General features: G+C 47.9%; 17 protein-coding genes, 1 tRNA gene and 1 pseudogene. 6 read left to right on the plus strand and 13 right to left on the minus strand.

Annotated elements, in window-relative coordinates:
* The first annotated feature begins 1 nt into the window (after window position 1).
* Window positions 2–781: a helix-turn-helix transcriptional regulator gene (locus ACLD4F_RS00400; RefSeq protein ID WP_000548082.1), complete on the plus strand. Its 780-nt coding sequence runs from the start codon at window positions 2–4 to the stop codon at window positions 779–781.
* Window positions 782–829: 48 nt separating this feature from the next.
* Window positions 830–1,111, plus strand: coding sequence for an acylphosphatase (yccX, locus tag ACLD4F_RS00405; protein ID WP_000072884.1), 282 nt, complete (start codon window positions 830–832; stop codon window positions 1,109–1,111).
* Here yccX and tusE read toward each other — a convergent pair.
* Together tusE and yccA are read right to left on the minus strand one after the other, a co-directional pair.
* Complete coding sequence (gene tusE / locus ACLD4F_RS00410) at window positions 1,108–1,437, minus strand: sulfurtransferase TusE (protein WP_000904446.1); 330 nt, start codon at window positions 1,435–1,437, stop codon at window positions 1,108–1,110. The two genes, yccX and tusE, sit on opposite strands and share 4 nt — an antisense overlap.
* Window positions 1,438–1,523: 86 nt before the next feature.
* Window positions 1,524–2,183 carry an FtsH protease modulator YccA gene (gene yccA / locus ACLD4F_RS00415; protein ID WP_000374046.1) on the minus strand — a complete coding sequence of 220 codons (660 nt, stop codon included), beginning with the start codon at window positions 2,181–2,183 and terminating at the stop codon, window positions 1,524–1,526.
* A gap of 394 nt (window positions 2,184–2,577) precedes the next feature.
* On the opposite strand from yccA, the gene ACLD4F_RS00420 reads away from it, so the two are divergent.
* Window positions 2,578–2,665 (plus strand) — tRNA-Ser (locus ACLD4F_RS00420).
* Between the two features lie 135 nt (window positions 2,666–2,800).
* Here ACLD4F_RS00420 and pipA read toward each other — a convergent pair.
* Window positions 2,801–3,481, minus strand: coding sequence for a type III secretion system effector protease PipA (pipA, locus tag ACLD4F_RS00425; protein ID WP_079944637.1), 681 nt, complete (start codon window positions 3,479–3,481; stop codon window positions 2,801–2,803).
* Window positions 3,482–3,703: 222 nt separating this feature from the next.
* A complete protein-coding gene (pipB, locus tag ACLD4F_RS00430; RefSeq protein ID WP_079965479.1) occupies window positions 3,704–4,579 on the minus strand; it encodes an SPI-2 type III secretion system effector PipB in 876 nt (291 codons plus the stop codon).
* Between the two features lie 217 nt (window positions 4,580–4,796).
* On the opposite strand from pipB, the pseudogene ACLD4F_RS00435 reads away from it, so the two are divergent.
* Window positions 4,797–5,118: pseudogene (locus ACLD4F_RS00435) on the plus strand (hypothetical protein).
* Between the two features lie 9 nt (window positions 5,119–5,127).
* Here ACLD4F_RS00435 and sigE read toward each other — a convergent pair.
* Complete coding sequence (gene sigE, locus ACLD4F_RS00440) at window positions 5,128–5,469, minus strand: type III secretion system chaperone SigE (RefSeq protein WP_076726376.1); 342 nt, start codon at window positions 5,467–5,469, stop codon at window positions 5,128–5,130.
* A gap of 16 nt (window positions 5,470–5,485) precedes the next feature.
* Window positions 5,486–7,171, minus strand: a complete 1,686-nt coding sequence (gene sopB, locus ACLD4F_RS00445; protein ID WP_079944639.1) for an SPI-1 type III secretion system effector inositol phosphate phosphatase SopB — start codon at window positions 7,169–7,171, stop codon at window positions 5,486–5,488.
* Between the two features lie 332 nt (window positions 7,172–7,503).
* On the opposite strand from sopB, the gene ACLD4F_RS00450 reads away from it, so the two are divergent.
* Window positions 7,504–7,674, plus strand: a complete 171-nt coding sequence (locus tag ACLD4F_RS00450; protein WP_001111006.1) for a YlcI/YnfO family protein — start codon at window positions 7,504–7,506, stop codon at window positions 7,672–7,674.
* On the opposite strand, the gene ACLD4F_RS00455 is transcribed toward ACLD4F_RS00450, so the two are convergent.
* The 4 genes from ACLD4F_RS00455 to hprR form a co-directional block, all read right to left on the minus strand.
* Window positions 7,675–7,785 carry a hypothetical protein gene (locus tag ACLD4F_RS00455; protein ID WP_001579221.1) on the minus strand — a complete coding sequence of 37 codons (111 nt, stop codon included), beginning with the start codon at window positions 7,783–7,785 and terminating at the stop codon, window positions 7,675–7,677.
* Between the two features lie 108 nt (window positions 7,786–7,893).
* Window positions 7,894–9,363, minus strand: coding sequence for a C69 family dipeptidase (locus ACLD4F_RS00460; protein ID WP_079944640.1), 1,470 nt, complete (start codon window positions 9,361–9,363; stop codon window positions 7,894–7,896).
* Window positions 9,364–9,535: 172 nt separating this feature from the next.
* Window positions 9,536–10,900 (minus strand): heavy metal sensor histidine kinase, encoded by a 1,365-nt coding sequence (locus tag ACLD4F_RS00465; protein WP_023216403.1) that lies wholly within the window; start codon window positions 10,898–10,900, stop codon window positions 9,536–9,538.
* On the minus strand, window positions 10,893–11,573 hold the full coding sequence (hprR, locus tag ACLD4F_RS00470) for a response regulator transcription factor HprR (RefSeq protein WP_139763215.1): 681 nt from the start codon (window positions 11,571–11,573) through the stop codon (window positions 10,893–10,895). Before hprR ends, ACLD4F_RS00465 begins: the two co-directional genes overlap by 8 nt.
* Window positions 11,574–11,708: 135 nt before the next feature.
* Here hprR and hiuH point away from each other — a divergent pair, with 135 nt between their 5' ends.
* Entirely contained in the window at window positions 11,709–12,119 is a 411-nt protein-coding gene (gene hiuH, locus ACLD4F_RS00475; protein ID WP_000833188.1) for a hydroxyisourate hydrolase, read from the plus strand.
* Between the two features lie 332 nt (window positions 12,120–12,451).
* Here the strand turns inward: hiuH and ACLD4F_RS00480 are convergent, their stop codons facing one another.
* The 3 genes from ACLD4F_RS00480 to hpaR form a co-directional block, all read right to left on the minus strand.
* Entirely contained in the window at window positions 12,452–12,964 is a 513-nt protein-coding gene (locus ACLD4F_RS00480) for a 4-hydroxyphenylacetate 3-monooxygenase reductase subunit (RefSeq protein WP_001195556.1), read from the minus strand.
* 17 nt (window positions 12,965–12,981) lie between these two features.
* Window positions 12,982–14,544, minus strand: a complete 1,563-nt coding sequence (gene hpaB, locus ACLD4F_RS00485) for a 4-hydroxyphenylacetate 3-monooxygenase, oxygenase component (RefSeq protein ID WP_000801496.1) — start codon at window positions 14,542–14,544, stop codon at window positions 12,982–12,984.
* A gap of 217 nt (window positions 14,545–14,761) precedes the next feature.
* Window positions 14,762–15,202, minus strand: coding sequence for a homoprotocatechuate degradation operon regulator HpaR (gene hpaR / locus ACLD4F_RS00490; RefSeq protein WP_000543922.1), 441 nt, complete (start codon window positions 15,200–15,202; stop codon window positions 14,762–14,764).
* Window positions 15,203–15,209: the final 7 nt, after the last annotated feature.

Genomic DNA, 15,209 nt, shown 5'->3' on the forward strand with positions numbered 1-15,209 from the left:
GATGCATATTCGACATCAGGATCTTACGACGGCAGAGGTGCGTTCCAGTCATCTGCACCGTTTGCATCGTGTTACGCTTTTTTCCGCCGCTATCTGCCATATTACGCAGGGCAGTAAAGTCATCATTCAGGATGATAGCCGCCTTGTCGCCGGGCCGGGCGAGTTGATTATTATTCCGGCGAACACGCCGCTGGAGATTATTAATCAGCCTGCGCAGAACGGTTTTCGCTCCGACCTGTTGTTACTTTCACCGGAGATTATTGCTCGCTTTAAAACGATGTACGTTCAGGATTATCCACCGGCAAACCTGACATCGCTGTGTACGCCGATGAGCCGTAGCCTGACATTTATGTGGGAGAACGTGTTGGATGCTGTGCGCCAGGGTTTACCCGTTGGGCTACAGGAACATCAGGCGATGGGGTTACTGTTAGCGCTTTTGCATGATGGCGCGGCGGGACCGCTGCTTATTGAACGGCGTTACACCCTCACGGAGCAGGTGCGGCAACTGATTATGCTCTCACCTGCTAAGCTATGGACAGCCCAGGAGATAGCCCGCCGCCTTGCTATGGGAACATCGACGCTGCGTCGACGTTTGCAGCGCGAATCGCAGAGTTATCGACAAATTGTTGAAGAGGTGCGCATGTCCTGCGCGCTTTCTCAACTGCAATCGACGACGCTGCCGATCGGCGAAATAGCGCTACGGTGCGGTTACCTGTCGGGGTCGAGATTTACGGCCAGATTCCGCCAACATTATGGGTGTCTGCCCAGTCAGGTACGTTAAGTATGTCCTGTATGCGTCTTCACCGTTGATTATGAAAGGAGAACCATCATGTCGAACGTCTGCATTATCGCCTGGGTTTATGGTCGCGTTCAGGGAGTCGGGTTTCGCTATACCACGCAGCATGAGGCGCAGCGGCTGGGGTTAACCGGCTATGCGAAGAATATGGATGACGGAAGCGTAGAAGTAGTGGCCTGTGGCGACGCGGCGCAGGTGGAAAAACTCATCAAGTGGCTGAAAGAGGGCGGGCCGCGCTCTGCTCGTGTGGACAAAATCCTCACTGAACCGCACAGCCCTCGCGAGACGCTAACAGGCTTCAGTATTCGGTATTAAATACACTTTACCGGTTTGGGCAGACCGGCGATTTTGGTCGCTTGCTTTGCCGGGCCTTTCGGGAACAGACGATACAGATAACGGCTGTTGCCTTTTTCTTCGCCGAACTTATTCGCCATCGCTTTTACCAGCATTCGGATGGCGGGAGAGGTATTAAACTCCAGGTAAAATTCGCGCACGAAGCGCACGACTTCCCAGTGTTCCGCAGAGAGCTCAATGCCTTCATTGGCGGCGATAGCGACTGCCAGCGCTTCACTCCACTGCGTCGTCTCTTTCAGATAGCCTTCGCTATCAGTACTGATTTCTTTACCTTCAAAGATCAACATAACGTTTCACTGCGTAATCAACACGGACGGCAGTGTAGCAAAAAATAAAGCCCTGCATAAGCAGGGCTGGAAGAGGGGAATGTCGATTAGTCGCGGCTGGCGAAGCCCAGAATGCTGAGCAGGCTGACAAAGATGTTGTACAGCGAAACGTACAGACTGACGGTCGCACGAATATAGTTGGTTTCACCGCCGTGAATGATGTTACTGGTTTCATACAGGATAGCGCCCGAGGAAATCAGGATAAACACCGCGCTAATCGCCAGGTGCAATGCAGGCAGTTGCAGGAAAATATTCGCCACCATACCAATCAGCACGACGACGATCCCGGCCATTAGCATACCGCCCAGGAAAGACATATCCTTACGGGTGGTCAGAACGTAAGCGGAGCAGCAGAAAAATACTAACGCGGTACCACCCAGCGCCAGGCCAATGACATCGCCCATGCCTGCTGACAGATAGGCGTTTAGAATCGGGCCCAGGATATAGCCGAGGAAGCCGGTAAACGCAAAAGCAGACAGGATACCGACCGGCTTATTGGCGGTTTTATAGGTCAGGAACATCAGCCCATACATACCGACCAGCGTCAGAATCAGGCCGGGGGAGGGCAGCATCAGTACCGTACTGGCTGTCGCGGTAATTGCGGAGAAAGCCAGCGTCAGGCTCAACAGAAAATAGGTGTTGCGCAGTACTTTGTGCGTACTCAGTAGCGAGCTACGATCACGCGATGATGTAATGATACGATCCATTAGTCACTCTCTTATGACAGATGTAATTAATAAAGGAGAATAATAAAAATAGTCACTGTCACCCAGTGGTTTTACCCATCTTTACGCATTCGTTTACGTTTAGTTTCCTTAAGAGATTTCAGGTGATTACCGTCGTTAAAACGGTCTTCTCATGCCTGGCGCTACGCCATAAAACAGGCGGCAGCGCCAACCACGCGTTACCGATAAAAAATTGATAATCACAGCGGTAAAACAGTGGGGACGATCAACACGTATTAAGCCCGTTTTTGTGTTGAAGAAATGGTCAATGTGCCGCTATTTCAGGCAATTAACGAAAATTTGCCTGTTTTTCACGCAAACGAACACATTCGGTCTTTACATGACGCACCGGGATGTTTATAGTGCGCCTCATTCCGGAAGTGTGGCCGAGCGGTTGAAGGCACCGGTCTTGAAAACCGGCGACCCGAAAGGGTTCCAGAGTTCGAATCTCTGCGCTTCCGCCAGATTAAACAAGGGGTTACCGAAAGGTAACCCCTTGTTTTTTGGGCGCTTAGAATATAGTTAGAAAATACTGCTAGAATATTTCCCGAAAAAACGGACTACGCGGGTTTTTAGTTTCTTCTCGTTTCCTGATGTGTCTATTTATTGAAGATGTAGGCCATTCTGGGAGGTGAAGGATGCCCCATCTCTTTCAGAATAATGTTGGTATATTCGACAACAGGGCCTCTTGGATGATTTTCTTCTTTATCCTGAAGATGGGTCAGTGCATGTACAACTTCATGAATAAATGAACGTTTTATGTCAAAAAGTTGTGGTCCTTCGTTACTTTCATAATGTTCGGTATATAAATCATCAGAATCGTCCAGATTGAGACAAATAACTTTCTTGCCTTCTGAAAGTTTGAAGTGTTCCTGAGCCACGGTAGTTTCAAAGGCTTCGCCTGCCCCCAGTAGCCAGCGCTGCTCCACATCATGTAGTTCTTTTTCATATGCGTAATTCATCAATCTGCGGAATGTTTCGCTTTGGGTATACGCATTTTGAAGTACGGAGGATAGTTCATCGTAGCATTCGTCATAAGTGTCGTCATCAATTTCTGTATCAGGGTCTATTCCACCCGCGCCTGAGATAAGGTACTCCACCACACACTCTGGCTCCAGACGGAATTCACTGTTTATGGCAAGGCTGTCATGAGCAAGGCGTAGCCGTGAGGGGTTTGGTGCATGTTCGGGAATATCGGGGAAAACAGGTGTATCTGCGGTATTTAATCCATATGTGGATACTCCACTTTGAGGTATTAATCTGTAGGTGACCGGAAGCATAACTTCTTATTTCCTGACTACAATTATGAATTATTTAAATTAAACAATAATAGTGTTTTTAGTTAATGTGCCACATACAGATAACGCTATGATTCAGACAAAGCCAACAAGTAATACGCTGAAAATGTTATTTATAATGAAACTTAGGGGCGGGGTTTATGTAATAAAACAAGGGGGGCTTCTGTTTGAATACTCCTTGTTTATAAAATCCCTTTATCTCGACTAAAATATCGGATGGGGAAAAAGCGTTTTATCATTGTAATCCGGGAGTGGAGTAGGGGTATGTTGACTACCTGTCAGATCGGCTCCTGTTAATGATTTCGCTAAAGTTAGAGCTATCTTATCTAATTTCGCACCATTTAGTTTGGTGTCAGTTAAGTCTGAGCCGAATAGAATTGCAGCGGTTAAGTTTACACCGGACATGTTAGCGCAAGTCAGGTCTGCGTGAGTCAGGTTTGCTTTAGTCATGTTTGAACCCATTAGATTTACAGCGTGTAGATTTGCACAACACAAAATTGCACCGACTAAATTTACATTAGAAAGATTTGTTTCACGGAAATCTGCATTAGAAGCATCTATTTTTGACAAATCTTCCCCCTGGAAATCTTTATGAGCCAGGTTTACTCCGCGCAGGTTCAGAAAACCATCCTCGGTTATAAGTGAATCAGGCTGTTGTATATTATGTTTACTCATTAGTTTTAACATTCGACATACATTCCAAAATCTCTCGCTATCAACGTTATCCGTTACAGTTTTTCCATTTTTGTTCACTTCAATAATGACCATGGGATCCGTATTTTCGGATGCTGCTCCACATGACAGACATATAGTACACCCGTTGACGTCCTCCAGAAATATTTTATTACCATCAAGGAAAGCATCTTTATTTACATATAATAATGATGTGGTCAGTTTTCCAATTACCTCCTGAAAGCATCTTTCATTGCTTCTTCTTACTCCACCACAGGTAAAAAAATTGACAAACCATTCCAGTATACCGCGTGGTGAAGTTGCACTTTTCATTGCTTCTTTCGTACCGGTACCGGCCGCATGCAAATATCTTAATATATTTTCTGGGGACGCGTTAGTTATTGGCATTTTGATTCCTTCTTATGGAAGTGAGCCGACTCCTTATAGGTGTGAGTCAAGTCACATTTATACAAGGAATAATAAAAAAAGATATAAGGTGATTTTTGTATTTAGAGCTTTGGTTGAGTATGAGTAGGTGTCTGGCATCTGACAAGAGGCGATGATATCTGCCATAACGGTGAAGCAGAAGTAATATCACCCGTGAATAATAAGATTATCCTTGCTATTGACTTCCTTCATTTCCAGCATAGCTTACGCTTCATCATCATTGAATAAACAATTAAGTTTGTTGAGCGAAAATTTACTTAAAGAAAAAATAATAAGTACCAATATTTTTTTGCAGTATTTCAACTTATAGCAGAATAAATGCACATAGATGGCGTAAAAACCTGATGAGCAGGAATACTTACACACTAAAAATGCTCCCGCAAACAGAGCAAAATGAGAAAGAGGAACGTTTGCCCCTTACATTTCCACCAAAGATTCTGGTTTTGTCTCTTGTAAAGGGCATACGTATCGCGTTTTATCTCATTAAGAAAGTATGTTGACGTATTAAATTATGCATAATGCTCTTTCAATTGCTTCACGTTTGAAATGAATAATTCAAAACCAGTGAGCGCCTCTTCTTCGGTACTGGTTTGCGGCAAGCGATAAAGCGCCACTAAAGCAGTATTGTCTGCGTCAGCGCCGATAGTGACGGCGCTCGTGTAGTTAAGACGTAAAAAATGCTGCAAAGTCAGGATGTCGTCAGGCAGTGGCATAAAGGGACAGCACATTTCCAGTGTATGATCGGATTCATTAAAATAAACCTGTATCCCATCATCAATGATAAGCAGTGGCTCATCTTCTGGCGCATCCAGGCCTAACGCGTCATATAAACGATTTAATAAATTTTCCATATAGTTACCTCAAGACTCAAGATGTGATTAATGAAGAAATGCCTTTTACTGACTGCCAAATATTTTCATCCCCAACTCGTTTTTGATAGGAAAGATTGAGCACCTCTGGCGATAAATTTTTCATTACTTTGTTTCCCGCTCCACCCGTATTTTGTTTCTGAATCTCCAGGTTACCGCTATTCAGTAATACTTTTTGGAAAATTTTCTGCCCACCGCTATCCGGAAGACTGCCAGGAGTATTTAACATATGGGTCTGATGGAAAGAAATGAGCTCTCGCTTGATTTCTGAATCCATCATCCCTGTACGATCTTTGCCGCTTTTACAATTCCAGGCGGGTACCGCGCCAATTTCATGGGCTAACATGGCAAGGCGTTGTGCGAGTTTATAGGGTTCGCCGCCATCTTTATGATGTTGGTTATTTTTCCAGATATCCTTAATCTGGCGCGCTAATGTATTTACGACCTCATAATTATCCGGGTATTGCGCCAGCCATTCGCCAACCCAGCCACCTGGTCTGGCTTCAGGGCGTAAATCATTGCCTAATAACTGATGTAGCGCTTCGGCATTATAGCTATCAGATGCCTTAAGGCCAAAGCCGAGCTTGAGTGCCAGCTCATTAACACCCATATTAAATGCGGCGACGTCCGGTTTTATTTTTACCGTCTGTAGATCGCCATCTTTATTGCGGATTTTTAAATGAATCATTTTTCCCGGCTGGGTCAACGATTGCCATGCGCGCATTTGATCCTCGACCATCGTTCCCTCTTTGCCGAAAATATTCGACGCGGTGAGTAACCCGACGGATACCAGTTTCAGGCTTACCGCTTCGCCCGCTAAGGCTCTGTTAAGCAACTCAGGTTTACTAAAAAGTGCCGCAGTTAATACTTCTTTGGCTTTGTTTTCAGCGCCGACCTGACGCAGAAGCGGATCTTTTTCATGATAGGGGGAAAGCACGCCATGACGTATCCCACAAAAAAGCGTTTTATCTTTACCGTCCTCATGCACACTCACCGTGGACATCCACAAATTATTGGCGTGATGAATATTTTTGGTATCCCAACTGCATACGCCCTTTCCCTGATAAGCACTGGGAAAGATATCTTTTGCGCCGATTTTCATCTCTGCGGCAGGGAGCTGCGTGTTGGTATAGTGATGCCCGTTATGCGTGAGTGTATGTTTTATGGTTTGCCAGGGCTGGTTATTAAGCTGCTTGACCTGAGCGTCTCTAAACGCTACTGCCGCAAAGCGATGAGCTTCTTTTGCAGGTAAGCCATCCTGCTGCTGAGTGCGTGCTGCAATAAGTTCGATAAGATTTTTCTTCAATGCTTTTGCCGCGGCTTCTTCTTGTTTTGTTGCTGGCCGGTCCGCTTTAACTTTGGCTAACTCCATTTGGTTTGCCATTGACGCCAGGACTGGGTCTTGTTTACCCAGAACGGTTGCCGCGACGGTAAGAAGATCGCGCTGTAAGTTATAGAGGTTATGCAGCGAGTGGTTAGATGCCTTCTGATGCTGTAGATAATTCCCCCATGTCGCGCCAGGTTCTCGCAGGACAATAATTTCCGGGCGAGCGTCGGGCGCTTTAGCCGGCGCTTTGCCCTGGCCTGATAGAATCTGCATTCCATTGTATAAGGTTTTTTGTAGGCTTTTAAAAGCCTCCTGGGTTTTTAGTGAAGCTGAGTGATAGAAGCTCTGTATTTGCATAGCGTTTTTAATATTCCTGAATAGGGGAGTGGGAACATTCAACAGGGTTAACAACCCTTTAAAAGGATGTGACTTTTATGCACCAGGAACTTTAAAAAAATGTCCTTTTTAATGAGGAAACGCTTCTGATCAGGCGGGGAGGTGTCCTGACGTCCATACGTAGTGGCGATCATGGGGGGAGATCGGTACATCAAATGTTCATAAAATCTACAAACTTCACAATTTATGGCACAACTTTTATTGAAAACCCACCTTCTTGACTCAGATCAAATTCACCGATTTACTCCTGCGTAAAGTAACGGCGTTACATCAAATGTTATACAGGTGTGTGTATGCCAGCAAAGCCCCGGACAAGTAAGACCGTGACGAAAAATATTCGTTTTTCCTATTCCATGCTTGAACAGATAGAATTCGCGTTGAAATCTGAAAAGACGCGGAATTTTTCAGCATGGGTAAAAGAGGCCTGTCGGGAAAAGTTATGTAACACGGGACATAAGCTGTAGTTATCGTCTTATGTAAGAGGGGGCGGCCATTTTGAAAAGAACAACGTGCTTATATACCTCTTGGGTTTTTGCCGCTTTTATCTCTTTGCTGATATTTGCCTGGAGTGTCATAAACTATCCTCTCTATGAATCTATAATAATTATTGTCTTTTATATCTGGCTAATTCTGGTGCCGCTTTATCTTATTGTGTATGAGTGGCTAATAGATTGTCATTAAATTTATGGTTGCGTACTTGAAAAGTGATATTTCATATCTGTGCGGTAAGTCATTGTCGTAATAATATTATTGGTCAGGCGACGGGCGAGCGTCTGCGCATTTTGCATCGTTTTATCTTCAAAATTTTGCAGTAAGCGTTGCGCTTCTTTCGGATGCGACGCATATAATCTCAGATAGCTCTGTTCCATCTTATACTGCTGCTTAGCTGTTTGCTGTTCAAATGTTTTCCAGGCGTGTTGCACATCTGGCGCAAACGCATTGTAGTCCTGCATAACCAGCGTTTGCAGCGTGCGGAATGTCCAGTAGGTAGAGTCGTTGCTCGCCCGATCGGTTCCTTTATCATCTCCGGGTTGATAATGACGCATTCCCTGATAATAGGGGAGATAGACGCTAAGAGATGGCATTCCATAGGCGATGTATTCTACGTTGCCGATAGCCTGCGGTAATTTAGGTCTGACCTGTAAAATATGTGACTCCTGGGTACGAAAAACGGATATGGGTCGCCATGATTCTTGTGGGTTATGACTGGCATAAGGGTCGTGCGACGTTCCCTGATAGTGATTGCGTAACGCGTTTTTTACTGCCGCCACGCTAATTTTCGTTATTGGCGTTAAAAAAACAGGAAATGTTTCCCCTTCGCTAACGACCGTATCCAGATGCGGATTAAACTGATGTTGTAGCGTCCAGACGCGCGGATAATTATAGGTGGTATCGTTTTTGTTATCCTGCGAATAGGCTTGATGAAAGTCGAATTCGCCGCGGGCCGGATCATATAATCCCTGCTTTTTCGCAAAGCTTACTAACGTTGGTGACGCCATATAATTCGCGTTATCATTCGGATCGTAATGGCGTAAACGTCCCTGATTGGCGGAAACGAAATAGCTATCTGCCGGAAGTCGTACTGCCAGCCATTGATGACCGCTTCCCGTCTCCAGATACCATATCTCTTTGCTATCAATAAACGCGACGCCGAAACCTTCGCCCGCGCCTTTTTGTTCAATAATGTCTCCCAGTAATTTGGCGCCCTGACGCGCCGATTGCGCCACTGGCAGGATCACGGACTCAATGGCGTCTTCCGTGATTCCCGTTTTTGTCACGTAAGGATCGGCAGCCAGCGCCGCTCTGCCGTTATAAATGGTTTCCGTTGCGCTCATTCCGACGCCCGCCGAATTGAAACCGGCTTCACCCATGGCGTTATCGTTAGTATCAAAGTCATGAATTGCCGTATAGCGCATCGCTGTCTCCGGAAGCGGCCAGCTAAAATTGTTCCGATGTGCTTTATACTCGCCTTGTTGATGAAACGCGACGGGATGAATAACCTTATGCTTGGCGTTATTTGCCGAGCCATCTTCGTTGCGCGCGATAATGAAGGAGCCGTCAGCCGAAGCCTGATTGCCTACCAAAAGGGTAGTACAGGCGATGACTTTACCCATACCCAGCAGCGTAACGGCGAATGCAAGATACTTTTTCATAAAGGTTCCCACTGAATAACGCGTTATGGGATGAATTGACCCTGGATTGGAAACCGAGAAAGTGATCGAGCCAGCAATATTCTTTGCCGGCATCCTTTATTTTCTCTTTATTGAGGTTGTATTGATAACCACAGCCCTGTGGCAGGGAAGGGGAACAGAACCTGTACTGACCTTAGCTATCACCGCTATCAGGCAGACGAACCGAAAAGATATTATGTTCATCGGCATAGCGGTAAGATGCCGAGCCACCGTGCAATAGAGCAATCGCGTTAACCAACGATAGCCCCAGGCCGAAACCAGCAGTGTGGCGGGCATTATCTCCTCGCCAAAAACGCCGGAAAAGCTTATCCGCATCGGCGGGGTGGCTGCCCGGATTAGCGACCCGAATTTCTGCAACGTTATCATCATAAGCGCTTTCAATACGTATCACGGCGTTTTCATCAGAATAACGGATGGCATTCGTCAGCAGGTTTGAGAGCACTCTTTGTAATAATATTTCGTCAGCCCATACCGTTCCCTGACATTGATTTATAAAACAGATGCGCTTCTCCTCGGCAAGTGGGCTAAGATAATCCAGCATATTTTCGACCAGCGCATTGAGCGAAACAGGCTGTTTTTTTACCGCTATATTCTGGTGCTCCGCGCGTGCCAGAAAGAGAATATTTTCTGTCAGTCGCGACAGTCCCTCCAGCTCTTCAATATTATCGACAAGGGCTTGTTGATACTCTTCGGCGCTGCGTTCCTGACTCAGCATCACCTGATTCTTCCCCAGTAAAATATTAACCGGCGTGCGCAGCTCATGCGCCAGATCGTCGGCAAATTGGTTCAGGCGTTCAAAATCGTCGGAAAGCTTCTGGCGCATAGTATTTAGCGCTTGTCCAAGCGGCCTGAGCTCGACGGGTAACGCCTGTTCCGCCAACGGCTGGCGAAGTGTGCCGCTATCTGTCGCCGCGGTGAGTCGGCTGAGCGACGTAATGGCCCGCAGCCCGTTTCTGATGACTAATGGACTGAGCGCCGAACAGACGAGGATCGCGATAAGGCTCATCAGCAAACTGTTGCGGCGATATTGCGCCAGCATTTGCCGCCTTTCCGTCGCCAGCCTGGCAATAGTAAGGGTCAGCGGGTCATCGCCGCTTCTGGCGTTTACTCGTACCGCGGTAAGTTCCGTGCCTTGTACCGCCTGGCGAAATAAGGTTTCGCGGGTGATGTTTTTAGCCAGCGGAATCTCGTTAAAGCGTTGGTCGGGGATGCCGCTATGATTAATCGCAACATTGTGGCCTGTTGCTGAATGGATCAATAAGATATCCTGCTTCGTATCCACCATCCGATTGAAATAGAGCGGCAGATTTTCCGGCCTGGCGCCATCCAGTAACAGTTGCTGCATTTGCGCCGCCCGATTTATTAGCGTCATATCATCCCGATACGTTAATTCTTTGCTCAGCGCGTTATAGAGCGTCCAGCTAATGCCGGTACAGGCGAGGATAAGTATGGCGATAAAAGAAATTGTCAGGCGCAGCGTCATTGATAACTTAACCATTCTGCGACGTTTCCGCCTGTAATCGATAACCCATCCCCCGGACGGTCATAATGAGCTTCTTTTCAAATGGATCGTCTACTTTGGCGCGCAGCCGACGAATCGCGACATCAACGGTGTTGGTTTCACTATCAAAGTTAATTCCCCAAACTTCGCTGGCGATCGCGGTTCGGGGCACGATTTCTCCTGCCCGGGACGCCAGTAACCAGAGGAGCAGGAATTCTTTGCGGGTCAGGGAAATCGGTTTGCCATTTCGTGACACCGATTGCTTTGTGGCATCCATGTCCAGACCATTGATCGTCAGTCGGGTCAAGACCGGGACATGCTGTCTGAGTTGAGCTCTCACCCGGGCCAGCAGTTCGGCGAAGGAAAAAGGCTTAACAAGGTAATCATTAGCGCCCGCCTCAAGACCTTTGACGCGATCCTCAACCGAGTCGCGCGCCGTCAGGCAAATAACAGGGGACTGATGCGCAGTGCGTAACGCGCGTAAAACCTGCCATCCATCAAGCCCCGGCAGCATAATATCAAGAATAATCAATGAATAATGTTCCTGAAGGGCCAGGTGTAATCCGTCTCGTCCATCACAGGCATAATCAACCACATAGCCTGCTTCCGTGAGTCCCTGACGTACCCACTCAATGGTTTTCTGGTTATCTTCAATCAATAAAATCTTCATCAACGCAGTATGCCATAGGCTTGTTAGCGAATCCGTAAATCTCCAACAAGATGACATAATTGTCATGTCCGTGTAAGGTTAATCCTGGACGCGCCAGATATATTTTCCTGCATCAATACCGTAAAGGAGTGAAGCATGAAACGATATATACTGGCTACCGTGATAGCATCTCTTGTTGCAGCCCCGGCAATGGCGCTGGCCGCTGGCAACAATATTCTCAGCGTACATATTCTCGATCAGCAAACAGGCAAACCGGCGCCCGGCGTGGAGGTGGTACTGGAGCAGAAAAAGGATAACGGATGGACGCAATTAAACACCGGGCATACCGACCAGGATGGACGTATTAAAGCACTGTGGCCCGAAAAAGCTGCCGCGCCGGGGGATTATCGCGTTATTTTTAAAACCGGCCAGTATTTTGAAAGTAAAAAACTGGATACGTTTTTCCCGGAGATTCCCGTCGAGTTTCATATCAGCAAAACGAATGAGCACTATCATGTGCCGCTGTTATTAAGTCAGTATGGTTATTCAACCTATCGCGGGAGCTAATTTAGAGCCTATCCCATTAGGGTTATTTTACTTGCCATTTTGGTCCTGGGCAGTGCTCGCCAAAACGCGTTAGCGTTTTGAACGCCGCTTGCGGCGGCCCGAAGGGCGAGCGTAGCGAGTCAAACCTCACGTACTACGTGTACGCTCCGGTTTTTGCGCGCTGTCCGTGTCCAAACTGGCTGCGCCAATAACGCCTGGTGGGATAGGCTCTTAGATTGTATTAATCGCCGCGATTTATGGCGAGCAAACATCGCGGCGGGAATAAAAATCTTCAGCGTATCGACTCTTCTCCCACAAGCGGTGGTTATCCCGCTTGTGGGCATGAGTGACGGTTAAACAGGCGCTTCCATCTCAAGTCTGACCGGATGAAAACGGCGTTTGAAATAAATCAGGCCATGCCCATCCTGGCTAAGAATAATATTTTTGATCGCCACCAGATACACCAGATGCGTGCCAATGGTTTGTACCTCGCTGATCTCGCCTTCAAGACCGGCCAGCGCGCCGTTAAGTACCGGCTGGCCCAGCGGCCCGTTTTGCCAACATGGCTGGTGAAAACGCTCTTCCATCGCCATCCCCGTCATACCGGCAAAGTGGCGCGCCATCAGCTCCTGCTCATGGTTAAGTACATTAATGCACAGCCTGCCGTTGCCCTGAAAAACGGGGTTCATGGCGCTATTGGCATTAATACATACCATCACGGAGGGCGGCGTATCGGTGACGGAGCAGACCGCTGTTGCGGTGATACCGCAGCGTCCGGCGTGACCCGCCGTGGTTACGATGTTGACCGCTGCCGCCAGACTTGCCATCGCATCGCGAAAACGCAGACGTTGTTCATCTACTTGCATGAGAACCTCCTGCCGCGTTATTTCAGCAGCTTATCCAGTTGATTGATGTCGTCGTTATTGTGCAAATGCGAAACCGTCCAGCCATTCTGATCGTATTCGGAGAGGCAGCGATCGACCATTGCCATCATCTTATCCATATTGCCGGAGCTCTGGGCCTGACGCAGGCACTGCAGACGAATTTCATCCTGGCTGCCCGAGTAGTTAATCTCGTACAGCTCATGGCGACCGCCAAACTCGCTGCCGATGGCATCCCACATCAATTTAAGAATTTTGATACGTTCAACATGGTCCATTCCGTTAGAGCCACGTACGTATTTCGCCAGGTACTGGTCGATTTGCGGATTATTCAGATCGCGGGCGCTGGAAGGCAGGTAAATCAGGCCGCTGGTAACGTTACGTTCAATAATATTTTTAATTTTCGCGTAGGCCATTGGGGCCATGACACGATAGGTTTGCAGCGCGGCGTGGTCCGGTAGCCAGGCGCCGTTTACCCACGGGGTTGCTTCAGAACACATAGAATCGCTCAATGCCCAGAACATATTGCGCCAGGCTACGACTTCGCCGAGATCGGCCTGCACGCCCCGGAACTCTACGGTACCCGTACATTCGAGCGATTTTTTCAGCAGCGCGGTAATGAAATCAAGTTTAACCGCCAGACGAACACAGGCTTGCAGTGGATACATACGGGCAAAACCGCCTTCCATCGTCCAGCGACGGCAACGATCAAAATCACGGTAAATTAATACGTTTTCCCACGGGATCAGCACCTTGTCCATCACCAGAATGGCATCGTTTTCATCAAAGCGGCTGGAGAGTGGATAATCAAACGGCGAGCCCGTCGCGCCCGCGACCATTTCATACGAGGCGCGCGAAATAAGTTTTACGCCTTCGGCATCCATTGGCGCGACAAACATCAGAGCAAAATCCGGGTTTTCGCCCATCACCTGGGCTGAGCCGAAACCAATCATGTTGTAGTGAGTCAGGGCGGAGTTAGTGGCGACGACTTTCGCCCCGCTGACAATAATCCCGGCGTCCGTCTCTTTCTCCAGCTTGATATAGACGTCTTTCACTTCGTCGGCAGGTTTGTGGCGGTCAATGGGCGGGTTGACGATAGCATGGTTAAAGTACAGGCCGGTCTCCTGAATACGGGTGTACCAGTTGCGGGCGTTCTGCTCAAACTGGCCGTAGAAGGCTGGGTTAGCGCCCAGAGCGCAACCAAAGGCGGCTTTGTAATCCGGTGTGCGTCCCATCCAGCCGTAACTCAGGCGTGACCACTCGGCGATAGCATCACGCTGTTGGCGCAGATCGTCTGCGCTTTTCGCCACGCGGAAAAATTTATGCGTATAACCGCCGCTGCCGGTATCAGTATTCCAGCACAGGGTATCTTGCATCGACGGTTTATGTAATGCGTCATACAGTTGTGCGACAGAGGCTGCGGCATTGCGGAATGCCGGATGTGTCGTAACATCTTTAACGCGTTCGCCGTAAATATAAATTTCCCGCCCGTCCTGCAGGCTTTTTAAATACTCTTCGCCCGTTAACGGACGCTTGTTATCAGTACGAAAATCTTCAGGTTTCATTGCGGCCTCTTCCTCGTTAATCGGAATGTTTTGTTAATAATATGTTTCTTATTTGTTGTTTAATTGAATAGGCAGAAGCGTAAACTGTGAAGAGACTTTCAGGACAACGGCGGGTACTTTTCAGATGAACGTCGAAGAAGAAGAGTAAAATGCGATCGCCGTCAACGTTGTAAGCGGGAGGGGATTCCCGCGTCGGCGGCGTGGGAAGGTAAGAATACTATGCTTCCGCTTCGCTATCAGGATGCTGGCGTCCCAGAGCAATAAGATCGTCCAGCAGCAGCATCAATTGCTGTGTTTTTTCGGGCGTGAAATCGGCCTCAATTTTTCGATAAGCCTCTTCAACCTGGCTCCGGGCACGGGCGTACAACGTTTGTCCCTGCTCCGTCAACATGACATATAACTTACGCTGATCGTTAACCGGCTTGAGTCGCAACACCAGTCCGTCTCGCTCCATGCGCGTCAATATTCCGGTCAGACTTGGACGCAAAATGCAGGTACGAAAGGCCAGCTCATGAAAATCCATAGAGGGGCTATCGGCCAGGATTCGCACAATGCGCCATTGCTGGTCGGTCAGATTGTGGCTTTTAACGATGGGGCGGAAATAGGTCATTGCCGCTTCGCGCGCCTGAAGCAATGCGATGGTTAATGAATCATGCATAAGCGTT

Origin of the sequence: Salmonella sp. 741265050_HSA, assembly GCF_046569445.1 — a bacterium.
In the GTDB taxonomy this organism is placed as follows: domain Bacteria; phylum Pseudomonadota; class Gammaproteobacteria; order Enterobacterales; family Enterobacteriaceae; genus Salmonella; species Salmonella enterica.

What these genes read in the sequence shown, in the direction of transcription:
- ACLD4F_RS00400 (WP_000548082.1), top strand. Translation starts at nt 2, where the DNA reads ATGCATATTCGACATCAGGATCTTACGACGGCAGAGGTGCGTTCCAGT.
- yccX (WP_000072884.1), top strand. Translation starts at nt 830, where the DNA reads ATGTCGAACGTCTGCATTATCGCCTGGGTTTATGGTCGCGTTCAGGGA.
- tusE (WP_000904446.1), bottom strand. Translation starts at nt 1,437, where the DNA reads ATGTTGATCTTTGAAGGTAAAGAAATCAGTACTGATAGCGAAGGCTAT.
- yccA (WP_000374046.1), bottom strand. Translation starts at nt 2,183, where the DNA reads ATGGATCGTATCATTACATCATCGCGTGATCGTAGCTCGCTACTGAGT.
- pipA (WP_079944637.1), bottom strand. Translation starts at nt 3,481, where the DNA reads ATGCTTCCGGTCACCTACAGATTAATACCTCAAAGTGGAGTATCCACA.
- pipB (WP_079965479.1), bottom strand. Translation starts at nt 4,579, where the DNA reads ATGCCAATAACTAACGCGTCCCCAGAAAATATATTAAGATATTTGCAT.
- sigE (WP_076726376.1), bottom strand. Translation starts at nt 5,469, where the DNA reads ATGGAAAATTTATTAAATCGTTTATATGACGCGTTAGGCCTGGATGCG.
- sopB (WP_079944639.1), bottom strand. Translation starts at nt 7,171, where the DNA reads ATGCAAATACAGAGCTTCTATCACTCAGCTTCACTAAAAACCCAGGAG.
- ACLD4F_RS00450 (WP_001111006.1), top strand. Translation starts at nt 7,504, where the DNA reads ATGCCAGCAAAGCCCCGGACAAGTAAGACCGTGACGAAAAATATTCGT.
- ACLD4F_RS00455 (WP_001579221.1), bottom strand. Translation starts at nt 7,785, where the DNA reads ATGACACTCCAGGCAAATATCAGCAAAGAGATAAAAGCGGCAAAAACC.
- ACLD4F_RS00460 (WP_079944640.1), bottom strand. Translation starts at nt 9,363, where the DNA reads ATGAAAAAGTATCTTGCATTCGCCGTTACGCTGCTGGGTATGGGTAAA.
- ACLD4F_RS00465 (WP_023216403.1), bottom strand. Translation starts at nt 10,900, where the DNA reads ATGGTTAAGTTATCAATGACGCTGCGCCTGACAATTTCTTTTATCGCC.
- hprR (WP_139763215.1), bottom strand. Translation starts at nt 11,573, where the DNA reads ATGAAGATTTTATTGATTGAAGATAACCAGAAAACCATTGAGTGGGTA.
- hiuH (WP_000833188.1), top strand. Translation starts at nt 11,709, where the DNA reads ATGAAACGATATATACTGGCTACCGTGATAGCATCTCTTGTTGCAGCC.
- ACLD4F_RS00480 (WP_001195556.1), bottom strand. Translation starts at nt 12,964, where the DNA reads ATGCAAGTAGATGAACAACGTCTGCGTTTTCGCGATGCGATGGCAAGT.
- hpaB (WP_000801496.1), bottom strand. Translation starts at nt 14,544, where the DNA reads ATGAAACCTGAAGATTTTCGTACTGATAACAAGCGTCCGTTAACGGGC.
- hpaR (WP_000543922.1), bottom strand. Translation starts at nt 15,202, where the DNA reads ATGCATGATTCATTAACCATCGCATTGCTTCAGGCGCGCGAAGCGGCA.